Source organism: Bacillus sp. GW821-FHT01G09, assembly GCF_059422205.1.
In genome coordinates this window covers 478,223-491,726 of the sequence record NZ_JBWKWL010000002.1, presented here as the reverse complement: position 1 = coordinate 491,726, position 13,504 = coordinate 478,223, and the positions used below count along the sequence as shown (strand labels likewise).

The window sequence follows — 13,504 nt, the reverse complement described above, 5'->3', positions numbered from 1 at the left end:
ATATTTATAAACTGCGCCGCCGAGGAGCTTTTTTGCAAAGCAAAGCGCCTATGAAGGCCAGGCTCACATAGCCAAACAAGGGATAAATCGTTGAAATAAGCTTGCCATACCCTATTTGGCTCGTAATATAAGCCGTGATCATAATAGCTGCAAAGATATATTTGCTTTTCACTGGAAGAAAGCTTTGCACTTGTTTTTCTAATCCATATAGATTACCGATAACTGATGTGAACACTTCTCCGAAAATAATGAGTAAATAAATCAAATGGACAGAACGTGCAAAGAGATAAACCACTTGCGCCATCGGTATATCATACAAAAATACATCCGGAAGAGTCGACAAAGACAGAAAACTCGCGGACAGCACAATCGTCAGCATCGTGCCTCCGATTAAAGCGCCTTTTTTTATCACTTTCTCCGATGACATTTCATTCGCCAGCGGAACCAAAACAGCTTGGGCAAGCGATAAATTTAAAGCCCCGTAAGAAACTGCTGATAACAGCCAATCCCAGCGATGTGGCCAGACCCACTGAGCTGCGTTACGTGATTCGCTGAATATAAAAGAGTCGGCCACCACAATCATTGAAAAGATGATTAAAAGAGGAACAACAAACACATTGACACCGAAAATGCCCTTTACTCCTCTAGTCATCACAATTAAGCTCAGACCGATTGTAATGAGCATCCCAATCTGAGCGGACATCCCCAGCTGTTCCTCAAAAAGCGCCCCTGCCCCTGAAAGCATAACAGATGTAACTCCAAGGAGAACAAACAGCATAAATACATTGATAATCCGCCCAGCCGTCGCCCCGAACAAAAATATGTTCATTTCTTGATATGACTTGGCATTGATTCGCTTTGAAATGATCATCAGCTTGGCCCCAAGTAACGTAAACATTCCGCCGCTGACGAGAATGCCGAATAAACCGAACCAGCCGAACTTCAGAAAAAACTCAACAATTTCCCTCCCAGTCGCAAATCCAGCTCCGACTACTGTGCCGACATACACAAAAGCAAGCTGACTTGCAGACCCTTTTGATTGTTCCATTTCTTCCCTCCGAACGAACCGCAGTTTTGTCCATATATGCCTTTTTATAACCTATGAGACAAGTTCCTTGAAAAGACGAAGAAAACATGTTTTACTTTGTAACAAATCAAAAATTTTTTGTGCATAAGACTTGAAAGTCAAAGATAGTCAGAGTATACTATTAATCAAAGTTGGTCAAACAAACCGGCCTTTTTTAAAAATCAATTGGTCAAAGATAGTCAAATATTCAGTCTGCTTTGAGCATATTGGTTTGAATGCCGTTAAGTTTGCCGTATACTAATAGTCAAAGAAGGTCAAATCCAATAGACCTTTTTATTCACTTTCATTGGTCAAAGAAGATCAAATTATTAAGGAGGTTTTGGCAAATGCGTTGTCAACATTGTCATCAAAACGAGGCGACGATTCGCCTTAACATGCAAATAAATTCCGTTCATAAACAGATGGTTCTTTGTGAAACTTGCTATAACGAACTGACCCGTAAACCTTCAATGAGTATGGGTCCTCAATCTTTCGGATTTCCGTTTGAACAGGCATTCCAGCCGAAAGAACAGAGCGCAGCAAAACAAAGCGGAAAAAAAGGGCTGCTTGATGAGCTGGCTCAAAATATTACAAACGGTGCTAAAGCCGGTCTCATTGATCCCGTCATCGGCCGTGATGATGAAGTGGCGCGAGTGATCGAAATTCTAAACCGCCGAAACAAAAACAATCCGGTTCTTATTGGTGAGCCGGGTGTAGGGAAAACTGCCATCGCTGAAGGGCTCGCTTTAAAAATTGCTGAAGGTGATGTTCCAAACAAACTGAAAAACAAAGAGCTATATTTGCTTGATGTTGCATCTCTTGTTGCAAACACAGGGATCAGAGGCCAATTTGAGGAGAGAATGAAACAGCTGATCACTGAGCTGAAGGAACGAAAAAATGTCATTCTGTTCATTGATGAAATTCACCTTCTCGTCGGCGCAGGCTCTGCAGAAGGATCAATGGACGCCGGCAACATTCTCAAACCGGCCCTAGCCAGAGGCGAACTGCAAGTCATTGGCGCGACAACACTGAAAGAATATCGTCAAATCGAAAAAGATGCCGCGCTGGAAAGACGTTTTCAGCCTGTCATGGTGCAGGAGCCTTCAATTGAACAGGCTATCCTCATTCTGCAAGGGATTAAAGACAAATACGAGGCGTACCATGGCGTAACATTCAGTGATGAAGCAATCAAAGCATGTGTCACTTTATCATCCCGCTACATTCAGGACAGACACCTGCCGGATAAAGCAATTGATTTATTAGATGAAGCAGGTTCAAAAGCCAACCTGTTAATTGATGAACTGAATGATGAGGATGCCGCTGACCGCTTAACTGCAATTGAAGCCGAAAAAACAAAAGCCCTTGAAGAAGAAAATTACGAACTGGCGGCAAAACTCCGTGATGAAGAACTTGCATTGGAGAAAAAACTGAACAGCTCCTCCGCTCATACCGCTGTCACTGTGGAAGCTGAGCACATTCAGGAAATTGTTGAACAAAAAACAGGCATCCCTGTCGGCAAACTGCAGGCAGACGAACAAACGAAAATGAAAGAGCTTGAAGCAAAACTTCATGAACGCGTGATTGGACAAGAAGCCGCTGTTCAAAAAGTGGCAAAAGCGGTAAGACGAAGCCGCGCCGGATTAAAATCCAAAAACAGACCAGTCGGCTCCTTCCTCTTCGTAGGTCCTACCGGCGTAGGGAAAACAGAGCTTTCTAAAACACTGGCAGATGAATTATTCGGCACAAAAGACGCTATTATCCGACTCGATATGAGCGAATACATGGAGAAACACGCCGTATCTAAAATTATCGGTTCACCGCCTGGATATGTCGGCCATGAGGAAGCTGGACAATTAACTGAGAAAGTGCGCCGCAATCCTTACAACATTGTGTTGCTGGATGAGATTGAAAAAGCACACCCAGACGTTCAGCATATGTTCCTGCAAATTATGGAGGATGGCCGTCTGACAGACAGCCAAGGCAGAACCGTAAGCTTCAAAGACACTGTGATCATCATGACAAGTAATGCGGGTGCTGGTGAGAAACAAACGAAAGTCGGTTTCCAATCAGATGACAGTGTCATCGAAGAACAAACATTAATTGATTCACTGAGCATGTTCTTTAAACCTGAGTTCCTCAACCGTTTTGACAGCATTATTGAGTTCCGCTCATTGGAAAAAGAACATCTTGTCAAAATCGTCAGCCTTCTTCTTGGAGAACTTGAAGAAACATTGGCTGAACGGGGCATTAGCTTGAATGTGACAGATGAAGCGAAAGAAAAAATCGCTGAGCTGGGCTACCACCCTTCATTCGGTGCACGTCCGCTTAGAAGAACCATCCAAGAATGGGTTGAGGATGAAATGACCGATCTGCTGCTTGATAATGGCGAGATCACAAGTTTTCACGTGATTTTAGAAGATGATAAAATCAAAGTGCGAGCGAAATAACAATCAGCGGTTTCCTTTTAGGAAGCCGCTTTTTTTATGCTTTCATACTCTTGACTTAGAAAATACGGTCCCTTCCCCTGAAGCGCTACTTCCCTTCATCCTTTACACTTTTTTTAAGGAGGGATGGAACATGTTTATATACAGTGAATATGTATTTCTACTATTATACGAATACCATCTGAAGGACAGCTTGCAAGAAAGCTGCTAATTTCAGTAGACACCCGGGCTTTTCAATTTTGGAGAGCCCGTTTTTGTTTATTTCTCCCTTCTATGCCTCTTCCTTGAATATTTCATGAACAAATTCACAATGTCCCTAAAGTTCCGGGCACCAAAACCGATATTAACCATAGACAAGCTAGTAAAAAAGGATTTGGTGAAAAACTATGGATAAAACTTCGTTAATCGGTATTATTCTTGCTTTTGTGGCATTGAGCGTCGGGATGGTTCTGAAAGGCGTCAGTTTCAGCGCCCTTGCAAACCCCGCTGCCATTTTAATTATTATCGCCGGGACAATCTCAGCAGTCGTTATTGCGTTCCCAACAAAAGAAATTAAAAAAGTGCCTGCGTTGTTTCGAGTGTTATTTAAGGAAAATAAACAGCTCACAATAGAGGAACTCATTCCTATGTTCTCTGAATGGGCTCAGCTTGCACGCCGCGAAGGTCTGCTTGCTTTAGAAGCAAGCATTGAGGATGTAGATGATGCTTTCTTGAAAAACGGGCTCAGCATGGCTGTTGACGGGCAAAGCGCGGAATTTATCAGAGATATTATGACAGAGGAAGTCGAAGCAATGGAGGACAGGCACCAAGCCGGAGCCGCTATTTTTACACAAGCGGGAACGTACGCCCCGACACTTGGAGTACTCGGTGCTGTAATCGGGCTGATTGCCGCTCTCTCTCATATGGATAACACAGATGAGCTTGGACACGCCATCAGTGCCGCCTTTGTTGCCACACTTCTCGGTATCTTTACAGGGTATGTGTTATGGCATCCTTTCGCAAATAAATTAAAACGAAAATCAAAACAAGAAGTAAAACTGCGTGAGGTCATGATTGAAGGTGTTTTATCCGTTTTAGAAGGACAAGCACCGAAAGTCATCGAACAAAAGCTTTTAATGTATCTTCCTGCGAAGGACCGCTTGAAATTTGCAGAACAAGGAGAGGCGCAAAATGGCGAGAAAAAAGAAGAAGAAGCATGAGGACGAGCACGTTGATGAATCATGGCTCGTTCCTTACGCCGACATCCTTACTCTTCTCCTGGCATTGTTTATTGTGCTGTACGCGAGCAGCTCGATTGACGCAGCTAAGTTTCAAATGCTCTCAAAATCATTTAATGAAGTTTTTACAGGCGGAACCGGTGTACTGGACTACTCCAGTGTCACTCCTCCTGAAAACGAGTCAGACGGCATCGATGAAGTGAAAAAGGAAAAAGAAGAGAAAGAGAAAAACAAGAAAGAAAAAGAAAAAGCAGCTGATCAAGAAGAACTTGAAAATGTGAAGAGCCAGGTGGAAAAGTTCATCAAAGATAAAAAGCTGGAACATCAGCTGGAGACGAAGATGACTAGTGAAGGCCTTCTGATTACGATTAAAGACAGCATCTTCTTTGATTCTGGAAAAGCGACCATCCGTAAGGAAGATGTGCCGCTTGCAAAAGAGATTTCAAATCTTCTTGTGATTAACCCGCCAAGAAATATCATTATCAGCGGACATACTGATAATATGCCAATTAAAAATTCTGAATTCCAATCAAACTGGCATTTAAGCGTCATGAGAGCGGTAAACTTTATGGGGCTCCTGATTGAAAACCCCAAGCTCGATGCAAAAGTGTTCAGCGCCAAGGGTTATGGCGAGTATAAACCGGTGGCTTCCAATAAAACTGCGGAAGGCCGAAGCAAAAACCGGCGGGTTGAAGTTCTCATTTTGCCGAGAGGCGCAGCGGAAACAAATGAAAAATAACAAAAAAGGAAGCCTTGTGACATATCAGGCTTCCTTTTTTTACTTATTATGAAACTGTTTTGCGTTTAATCCTACTCTTTTTAACATTTCGGTGCACATCTCTACCTCTTCTTCGCTTAATACGCTGATCATTTCATCAATTTCAGCAGCGTGATCAGGGAAAATATCGTTCAAAAGACCGATGCCTTTTTCAGTAATTTGCGCAAATGTCACTCGTCTGTCTGTAGGAGACGCTTTCCGAATGAGAAGTTCTTTTTGCTCCAGCTTATCTACAACGTATGTGATGCTCCCGCTAGCCAAGAGAATTTTATCTCCTATCTGCTGCAGCGGCTGATCGCCTTTATGGTACAAAAGCTCTAGCACAGCAAATTCAGTCGGATTCAGCCCATGCTTATGAATATGCTTATTCATATGATCGTTAATAGACCGATACGCGCGCGACAGCACGATAAATAACTTCAGTGATTTTTCTGTCATGTCTCAATCATCCTTTTAGAAACCGTTACAGAGAAACATTAATAAACAAAGACCAAAATGTCAATAAAAATCTTTCCAATATTTCTCTTCTTTTTTAAAATGTAAGCTTGCCAACACCTTTTTCTAATTTTTTTGGTTATTTTTTCTTATTAAAGAAGAAGAAACAATGATATAATACCTCTAATCAGGTGTATGTTGGAGCGATGCAAATTGAAAATACTAAAAGGCGCCTGCGGGAGAGTCAAACTTTATATCATACTGGTCGTGATTCCGGCAATCGTCATCAGCTTTTTCGTATATGAAAAAGAAAAAGATACAATAGCTGCAGAACATAAACAAGAAGCAAGTGTCCTGCTAAACCTTCACCGCAACAAAATCAATTATTTAATCGGAGAAACAATGGCGAGAATGACCTCCTTGTCCATCGCCATCGACAGACCGGTTGATATAAAGAAAATGCAGTCAATTTTGGAAAAGACCTTTGATTCAGAGCCGAGATTTTCCGGTCTCTATTTTCTCAATGCCAAAGGAGACGTCACCGCAAGCACAACCGAATTAAAAACGAAAGTAAACCTGGCCGACAGATCTTTTTTTACAAAAGCAAAGGAAACTAAAAAGACAGTCATTTCAGATAGTTATTCGAGCAGAATTACTGGTCAGCCAATTTTCACAATTTGTGTCCCTGTTTTGGACTCAAAACGTAATGTGACAGATTATCTTGTCGCAGCTATTCAAATTGATTATTTGAAAAATCTCATTAACTTACTAAGCCCTGATGTTTATATTGAAGTTGTGAACCAAGACGGGAAAATGATTTTTGCGAGCGGACAAGCATCTCATGCAGAGGATCAGAAACCTGTCAGCGGATATCTGGATGATATCAGCTGGAATATGAAAGTCTATCCGAACCCGGTCACAATAGAAGAACTGACGAAAAGCCTAGTGCTTCCGCTTTCATGTATTATTGTTCTGCTGAATATCCTTTTTATTCTCGTGCTGTATTATTTGCTGAAGCGGCAGACCCAGCTGGAGCGCTCAGAAAATGAGGCGCAAAAATTAGAGCTGATCGGGACGCTTGCTGCCAGCACAGCCCATGAAATCCGTAATCCTCTTACCGGCATAAGCGGCTTTATTCAGCTGTTGCAAAAGAAATATAAAGGTGAGGAAGATCAGCTTTACTTCTCCATTATCGAACAGGAGATAAAGCGCATCAATCAAATAGTGAGTGAGTTTCTTGTTCTCGGCAAGCCGACAGCTGAAAAATGGGAGCTGAACTCACTTCAGGACATTATCGGAGAGATTATGCCGATCATTTATTCTGAGGGCAATCTATACAATGTTGAAGTCGAATTACAGTATTTAACCGAGCAGCCCTTACTCGTAAAATGTACAAAAGATCATATTAAACAAGTGATTTTAAATGTAGCAAAAAATGGCCTCGAGTCAATGCCTGAAGGAGGCAAACTAACGATTTCCCTGGGAGCTTTAGATAAAAAAGCCATAATCAAAGTTGTGGATAACGGTGAAGGGATTTCTCAGGAAATGCTGGATCACATCTTCCTTCCCTTTGTTACTTCTAAAGAAAAAGGAACCGGGCTCGGCCTTGTTGTTTGTAAACGGATCGTGCTGATGTACGGAGGCTCTATTCATATTGAAAGTGAAGTGCGAAGAGGCACAGAGGTGACAATCACCCTCCCCGTATCCGCATCATAGCCCCCCTGACCATGTCAGGAGGGTTTTTTATCTTCGTGATCGGGCATTGCCATTCGATTTGCTTGCTGGTCTTCCAGAAAAAAGGATTTTGATGAAACGCAACAGCATTTTCAAAAGCAAAAAAAACATAAAAAATACTAAAAAACCCTTTATACCTTCCGTGGCATCTAAAAACTCCATATTCCCTCTCCCCGTCACCTTTTGCTGAATCTCAATCGCAAATACGATGACAATGATGACTGTAACGGTATAGATAAAGGACAAGGCTGTCATACTCCATTTAGAAAGCCATGTAAACACAGCGTGAGTGACGCCGAAAAAGAATATGCCAAAAATGCCGATCACCCAAAAATGCATTTCTTTGTCAGTTAAATGAATGCCAAATATTCCGCATAAGGAAATAAAAGCATCATGAAATTGATTGACCATTTCGGTAATGAGAATCGCCAGTTCTTTCATTAGTTCCCTCTTTCATATGAATTTTTTCCAGAAAAAAAGAGCGCTTCCGAAAAGCTCTCTCTTTATATATGCATCTGATAGGCCGCTATTTATTTGCATCATATGCTGGCATAACATCTCTGCGGGGCCACAAGCCTAATTTCTTTACAAGGCCTTGAATCCCTTGGGAATGTTCGTTTTCGTGCATAAGCTGGTGATATTCATTTATTAAACAATCCAGCTCCTGACTGTGCCTGATCGTGTCATGCCCTGTAAATCCCTGCTTTCTAGCGGCATCTATCATTAACTTTCTTTTTTCATCAATAGACACCAACAATCTTTCTTGTTCAGAAGAACCGCCCATTCACTTCACCCCTCGCCGCTAAGAAATAGGAAACAAGTTTGATTGGGTTATTGTGCATTATTACAGATTATACTTTATTTGTAAACATATTTTCATTAAATAAGTTAATTTTTCAGGTATAATAGATATATTGATAGGATTAGAAGAACAATACCCAGGTGAAGAATATCTTAAACACGCCGCCAGGCAGGAGGTATGCCCAATGAAGAAAAAGAAAGCAATTATGCTCGGAGCGGCAGGCGGAAAAGCAATTTTGAAGAGGAAAAACCGAAAAAAATGTATTCAGCACATCACTACTTTTTTTCAGATGCTTCGCGATTGGCGTAATGGCGACTACCCTCGTTCACAGGTTAAAACACTTTTGCTGTTAACTGCCGCAATTCTGTATATCGTCATGCCGCTCGATATCATTCCAGACGTAATCCTCGGTCTTGGGTTCATTGACGATGCAGCTGTTTTAGGTTTGATTTGGACACTGATTAAAAAAGAACTGTCACAGTATGAAAAGTGGCGTTTGCAATAAATATAAAAAGCCCCGTTCGATGAACGGGGCTTTCTCATACTTATTGATTCACGCTGTCTTTTTCATAAATCGGAACCCAGCCTTCAGTTGTGACAAAAATTCTCACCGCGACAACTTTGCGGTCCTCCTGAAGCGTGAAGTAATGACGGATATTCTCAGGCACAGAGATTAAATCTCCAGGGTTTAAACGGACATCAAAAAACGTGCCGTCCTTGCCTTGAATGACAAAAATACCGTGTCCGCTTACAATAAAACGAACCTCATCGTCTGTATGGTGATGCTCTCTTTTAAAGTTTTCAAGCAGTTCATCAAGTTTCGGATTGCTGTCTGACAATGAAATAACATCCTGTGCTTTATAGCCGCGGCGGGTTGAGATATCCTTAATTTCAGTTTCGAAGGTATCAAGAATTTGCTGTTTTTCTTCTTCTGTCAGGTCATATTTCTCTGAGAGATGTTCCGGAAGCTTCGTGATATCCCATTGCTCATAAATAACCTCTTGACTGTCCAGAAAGATTGCCACTTCCTCTTGATTTTCAATCGTTGTATTTGCCTCATCATGAATTCGAATTGTAGCCATTTCAATTCCTCCTTTTATTTAACCAGCTGATGCTGGAGTGTTTTCAATTTCAAATGGTAGCTGAACAAAAATTCATACGCTTCAAGCACTCTTTTTGCCTCAAATGCTGTTCTCCCCCAAGCCGTAATACCATGATTTCGGATCAGAACAGCTCCTGAATCTTCTGAAATCTCTTCCGCAAACAGTGCCGCAAGCGTCGGGATATGTGCCGGATTTTCTATAATCGGAATGGTCACTTCTGCGTTCTCTTCCCACAAGCCGAGTGCTTTTATAATTTCCTGGCCTTTGAATGTGATTTTCTTTTGGTCTCCGTATAACTCTGAAATCACATTATTGTTTACCGTATGGACATGCAGGCAGCATCCGGCATTGGTTTTATTGTACAAATGTGTATGCAAAAGCGTTTCTGCTGACGGTTTCAGAGAATGCCCGCTTTCAGCAGGCTCTCCGTTTTGATCAACCAGCAGAAAATCTTCAACCGTCTCTTTGCGTTTATCTTTTCCGCTTGCAGTGACGAGAAATGTTAAAGGATCATCTGTAACCTTAATTGACAGATTGCCGCTAGTCGCCGGAAACCAATCTCTCTCTGCCAATTCCCTTTTTACTTCAGCGAGCTCTCGCCAGCGTTCTTGTTTTGCAGCCATTCCTGTACCTCCTTTACATTCTCAATTTCCTTTCTGATCTCATAAAAATCTTGATACGGAAGATGATTGAGGTTTTGCTCCCGGCATTCGTTTAATAAATAATCCCTTGCAAAGCATAGGTCAGATAGCTTTGCTGCCTCCACATCTGTAACCGAATCACCGATCATGATGATATATTGGTTCGGTTCAGAAAGTTCATGGATGACCGACGGCTTACAGCACCCGCATTGATTGCTGCATGTGCCCTTGCAGGAATGAGGCCAGTCAATATGGATATAGTCATTGTCAAATGAAGCATGGTTGCAATAAATGCGGTCTTTCTCCACAATGCCTTCAAGCAAAGGATATACAAAAAAGTCCATTCCACCGCTTATAACATAAAACGGAATCTCGTGCTCATTGATAAATGCTACAAATTCCCGAAAGCCTTCCCTGATTTTTGCATCTTCTAATACAAAACTTGTAATCTCTTCTTTTAAACTGCTGGGCAGAAGGCCGAACATCCGCCCGACACCTTCCTTGATCGACAGCGTTTTGGAAAGTACGCCGTCTTTTAATGCCACCCACTCTGGGGGAGCAAATGTTTTCATGATATTTATAATGTTGTCGTTCATCGTGATGGTTCCGTCAAAATCACAAATAATAAAAGGTTTTCGAGTCGTCATACGGCTTCAACCTTTCCCCATTTATCTAGCGCAAGCTTAAGGTCCTTGCATTGTTCGGCTTTTTCATCAATCGGCTGGGCCTCTAGGACCGCATCAATAATGGCTCTGAACGCTCGCCCCCCGCCTTGGGCACCGTTCGGATGTCCATGTACGCCTCCTCCGGCGTTAATAATGTGGTCTATGCCGAAATCACGCATTAATAGCGGAACCATGCCGGGATGAATGCCTGCTGACGGAACAGCAAATGTTTGGTTAAAAGCATCCTCTCTCACACATTCTTCATGAATCGCCAGTGCATCTGCTCTTGGAAGCGCAACCGAACCATATGGAGACGGAAAGAGGCTGAAGTCAGCACCGCAATATCGGTTTAATTTTCCGAGTAAAAGAGCGTGAGAAAAACCGTAAAACGGAGAAGACGTAAACGCTCCGCTCACTGCTGGATGCGCCATAATCGGAACTGGGATTTCAGGATCTTCTGCAAGGCCTTGCATAACGTCCAAGCCGTAAGCGAAGACATTAAACAAAAGCGCATCCGCTCCCAACTCGGCGGCGCGTCTCGCTTTGTCTAACAGATCAGCCGTACGTCCGGTCAAATTCACCGCATACAGCGTTTTATGTCCGGTTTGTTCATACGTTTCTTTCAATATTTGCTTTCCTTCTGCAATTCTTGTTTCAAAAGGCGCTAGACCAGTCTCAAAGAAAATTTCATCGTCTTTAATCAAGTCAACTCCGCCAAGCGCCTGCTGCCGGAGCTGTTCTTTAATATCACTCAGGTCCCTTCCGATTACGCCTTTAAATATGCTCATTAACAGCGGTCTCTCAAACTCTCCCAGCAGCTTCCGGATGCCGTATACGCCAAACTTCGGTCCCGGCAGTGCACGCTTAAATGCTTCAGAGAAGTGAAGATCGATTAATTTGATTTTTCCGTCCAGGGACAGCTTGCCAAACACTGTTGTCAGCAAAGCCGGAATATCCTGAGAGAAATTGATTTCAGGATAGGCAATTGTGATGACCGCTTGTTTTTCTGATGCAGTTCCCTCTCTCTCCTCAACTTTTATCACCCGCCCCTTGTGCTTTTGCATTTGCTCCTGTTTTACAAGGGGCAGATCAGTCCAGGAGCCTACTGTCAATCCTGTTGCGATTTGTTCTGCTTTCTTCTCTGTATCGGCTCCCGGTTCGGTCAGGAGATATGTCGCTAATAACTCACTCATGCCAGAGCTCCTTTCATTTTCATCCATATCAAAAAACCTCTTCAAACTGCAATCGCGTCTAAAGAGGTTTCGTTTCTCGTCCGAATCTTATCTCTCAGCCGCTAGCTGCAAGAATTAGCACCGTGCTTTATAAGTCGGTTGCCGGGCTTCATCGGGCTCGTCCCTCTGCCTGCTCTTGATAAGAAAATATAGATTTTATAAATTATTTTGAATTATCCCATCGTTATAAAGTCTTGTCAATGCTTTTTTGGGTAAACAGGTTCAGTTTGCCAATTCGATAAGCGGCTTCCTTAAGTCTTTCTTCACTTGTTAAAAGTCCGACTCTGACGTAGCCCTCGCCATATTTACCGAAGCCGTTTCCAGCCGCAACCGCCACATTCGCTTTTTCCAGCAAAAGATCTGAGAACTGCTCAGAAGTATAGCCTTCAGGCACAGGCAGCCATGCAAAAAAAGAACCTGCGGGAGCTGTTACATCCCAGCCGATTTCCCGGCATGCCGTGATCCAAGCGTTTCTCCTGCTCTCATATCTGGCATTTTGCTCTGCCACACACGTCTGATCGGCTAACAGTGCCTCTGCTGCAGCCTCTTGAGTCGCTCTGAAAAGACTGACAAACATATGGTCTTGATAAAGATTGATCGCTTCAATGACCGAAGCGTTTCCGACGGCAAAGCCAACCCGCCATCCTGCCATATTATACGTTTTTGACAGCGTGTAAATTTCAATTCCGATATCCTTCGCACCTTCAGTCTGCAAAAAGCTTAAAGGCTTGCAGCCGTCAAATCCTACAGCGCCGTAAGCAAAATCGTGAACGACGCAGATTCCGTTTTCAGCCGCAAAACGCACGGTATCTTCAAAGAACTCGGAAGTAGCAACAGCTCCGGTCGGATTATTCGGATAATTCAAATACATCAATTTCGCCTGTTCCCTTACTTCAGCGGTTATGCTGCTGTAATCAGGGAGAAACGCCCTGTCCTTTACGAGCGGCATCATTTCCATCTTTGCTTTTGCAAGTGTGACACCCGACCAGTAATCAGGATAACCCGGATCGGGAACTAAAATCGTATCACCGGGATTCAACAAGCATTGCGGGAGCTCGACAAGACCGGCTTTTCCGCCGAATAATACAGCGACTTCGGTTTCCGGATCCAGATCAATGCCGTACTCTCTTTTGTAAAATGCAGCAGCCGCTGACTTCAGACGGTATGAGCCGCGAAAAGACGAATATTTATGATTCTCAGGATCAGCAACAGCTCGTTTCATCTCCTCGACAATATGTTCAGGAGTCGGCTGATCTGGATTTCCCTGTCCTAGATTGATAACGTCATGTCCTTCTGCGAGCTTTCGGTTCACTTTCTGCACCAGAGAAGCGAAGAATTGTTTAGGCAATTCCTTCAATACATGAGACTGTTCAAATTTCATCTATTC

14 protein-coding genes and 1 riboswitch are annotated in these 13,504 nt (G+C 42.8%); of the genes, 5 read left to right on the top strand and 9 right to left on the bottom strand.

What is annotated here, in order from left to right; translation table 11 throughout:
- Nucleotides 1–4: 4 nt before the first annotated feature.
- Nucleotides 5–1,048: a YkvI family membrane protein gene (locus AC07VD_RS08010; protein WP_024572589.1), complete on the bottom strand. Its 1,044-nt coding sequence runs from the start codon at nucleotides 1,046–1,048 to the stop codon at nucleotides 5–7.
- 365 nt (nucleotides 1,049–1,413) lie between these two features.
- Here AC07VD_RS08010 and clpE point away from each other — a divergent pair, with 365 nt between their 5' ends.
- From clpE to motB, 3 genes are all read left to right on the top strand, one after another.
- Complete coding sequence (gene clpE / locus AC07VD_RS08005; RefSeq protein WP_494721679.1) at nucleotides 1,414–3,513, top strand: ATP-dependent protease ATP-binding subunit ClpE; 2,100 nt, start codon at nucleotides 1,414–1,416, stop codon at nucleotides 3,511–3,513.
- 383 nt (nucleotides 3,514–3,896) lie between these two features.
- Entirely contained in the window at nucleotides 3,897–4,709 is an 813-nt protein-coding gene (gene motA, locus AC07VD_RS08000; RefSeq protein WP_003238984.1) for a flagellar motor stator protein MotA, read from the top strand.
- Nucleotides 4,681–5,466 (top strand): flagellar motor protein MotB, encoded by a 786-nt coding sequence (motB, locus tag AC07VD_RS07995; RefSeq protein WP_003232473.1) that lies wholly within the window; start codon nucleotides 4,681–4,683, stop codon nucleotides 5,464–5,466. Before motA ends, motB begins: the two co-directional genes overlap by 29 nt.
- A gap of 39 nt (nucleotides 5,467–5,505) precedes the next feature.
- On the opposite strand, the gene mhqR is transcribed toward motB, so the two are convergent.
- The gene (gene mhqR, locus AC07VD_RS07990) at nucleotides 5,506–5,943 is read right to left on the bottom strand and encodes a MarR family transcriptional regulator MhqR (RefSeq protein ID WP_003232475.1); all 438 of its coding nucleotides are present in this window, start codon (nucleotides 5,941–5,943) and stop codon (nucleotides 5,506–5,508) included.
- Nucleotides 5,944–6,135: 192 nt separating this feature from the next.
- On the opposite strand from mhqR, the gene kinD reads away from it, so the two are divergent.
- Nucleotides 6,136–7,656, top strand: coding sequence for a sporulation kinase KinD (kinD, locus tag AC07VD_RS07985; protein WP_072557174.1), 1,521 nt, complete (start codon nucleotides 6,136–6,138; stop codon nucleotides 7,654–7,656).
- A 27-nt stretch (nucleotides 7,657–7,683) separates the two neighbouring features.
- Here the strand turns inward: kinD and AC07VD_RS07980 are convergent, their stop codons facing one another.
- Both AC07VD_RS07980 and spo0E read right to left on the bottom strand, forming a co-directional pair.
- Nucleotides 7,684–8,115 carry a hypothetical protein gene (locus AC07VD_RS07980; protein ID WP_003245685.1) on the bottom strand — a complete coding sequence of 144 codons (432 nt, stop codon included), beginning with the start codon at nucleotides 8,113–8,115 and terminating at the stop codon, nucleotides 7,684–7,686.
- 85 nt (nucleotides 8,116–8,200) lie between these two features.
- The gene (gene spo0E, locus AC07VD_RS07975) at nucleotides 8,201–8,458 is read right to left on the bottom strand and encodes an aspartyl-phosphate phosphatase Spo0E (protein ID WP_003232480.1); all 258 of its coding nucleotides are present in this window, start codon (nucleotides 8,456–8,458) and stop codon (nucleotides 8,201–8,203) included.
- Nucleotides 8,459–8,660: 202 nt separating this feature from the next.
- Between spo0E and AC07VD_RS07970 the strand changes: the two genes are divergently transcribed.
- Complete coding sequence (locus AC07VD_RS07970) at nucleotides 8,661–8,981, top strand: YkvA family protein (RefSeq protein WP_003232481.1); 321 nt, start codon at nucleotides 8,661–8,663, stop codon at nucleotides 8,979–8,981.
- Nucleotides 8,982–9,021: 40 nt separating this feature from the next.
- Here AC07VD_RS07970 and mtnD read toward each other — a convergent pair whose 3' ends face one another.
- The 5 genes from mtnD to mtnE all read right to left on the bottom strand — a co-directional run bounded on the left by mtnD (nucleotide 9,022) and on the right by mtnE (nucleotide 13,498).
- Entirely contained in the window at nucleotides 9,022–9,558 is a 537-nt protein-coding gene (gene mtnD, locus AC07VD_RS07965; RefSeq protein WP_349612058.1) for an acireductone dioxygenase, read from the bottom strand.
- A gap of 14 nt (nucleotides 9,559–9,572) precedes the next feature.
- Complete coding sequence (locus AC07VD_RS07960; protein ID WP_024572992.1) at nucleotides 9,573–10,202, bottom strand: methylthioribulose 1-phosphate dehydratase; 630 nt, start codon at nucleotides 10,200–10,202, stop codon at nucleotides 9,573–9,575.
- Nucleotides 10,160–10,867, bottom strand: a complete 708-nt coding sequence (gene mtnX, locus AC07VD_RS07955; protein ID WP_324271318.1) for a 2-hydroxy-3-keto-5-methylthiopentenyl-1-phosphate phosphatase — start codon at nucleotides 10,865–10,867, stop codon at nucleotides 10,160–10,162. The genes AC07VD_RS07960 and mtnX overlap by 43 nt, the downstream gene beginning before the upstream one ends.
- On the bottom strand, nucleotides 10,864–12,078 hold the full coding sequence (gene mtnW, locus AC07VD_RS07950) for a 2,3-diketo-5-methylthiopentyl-1-phosphate enolase (protein ID WP_216995814.1): 1,215 nt from the start codon (nucleotides 12,076–12,078) through the stop codon (nucleotides 10,864–10,866). Before mtnW ends, mtnX begins: the two co-directional genes overlap by 4 nt.
- A gap of 84 nt (nucleotides 12,079–12,162) precedes the next feature.
- Nucleotides 12,163–12,263, bottom strand: a riboswitch (SAM riboswitch).
- Nucleotides 12,264–12,301: 38 nt separating this feature from the next.
- A complete protein-coding gene (gene mtnE / locus AC07VD_RS07945; protein ID WP_120028032.1) occupies nucleotides 12,302–13,498 on the bottom strand; it encodes a methionine-glutamine aminotransferase in 1,197 nt (398 codons plus the stop codon).
- Between the last annotated feature and the right edge of the window lie 6 nt (nucleotides 13,499–13,504).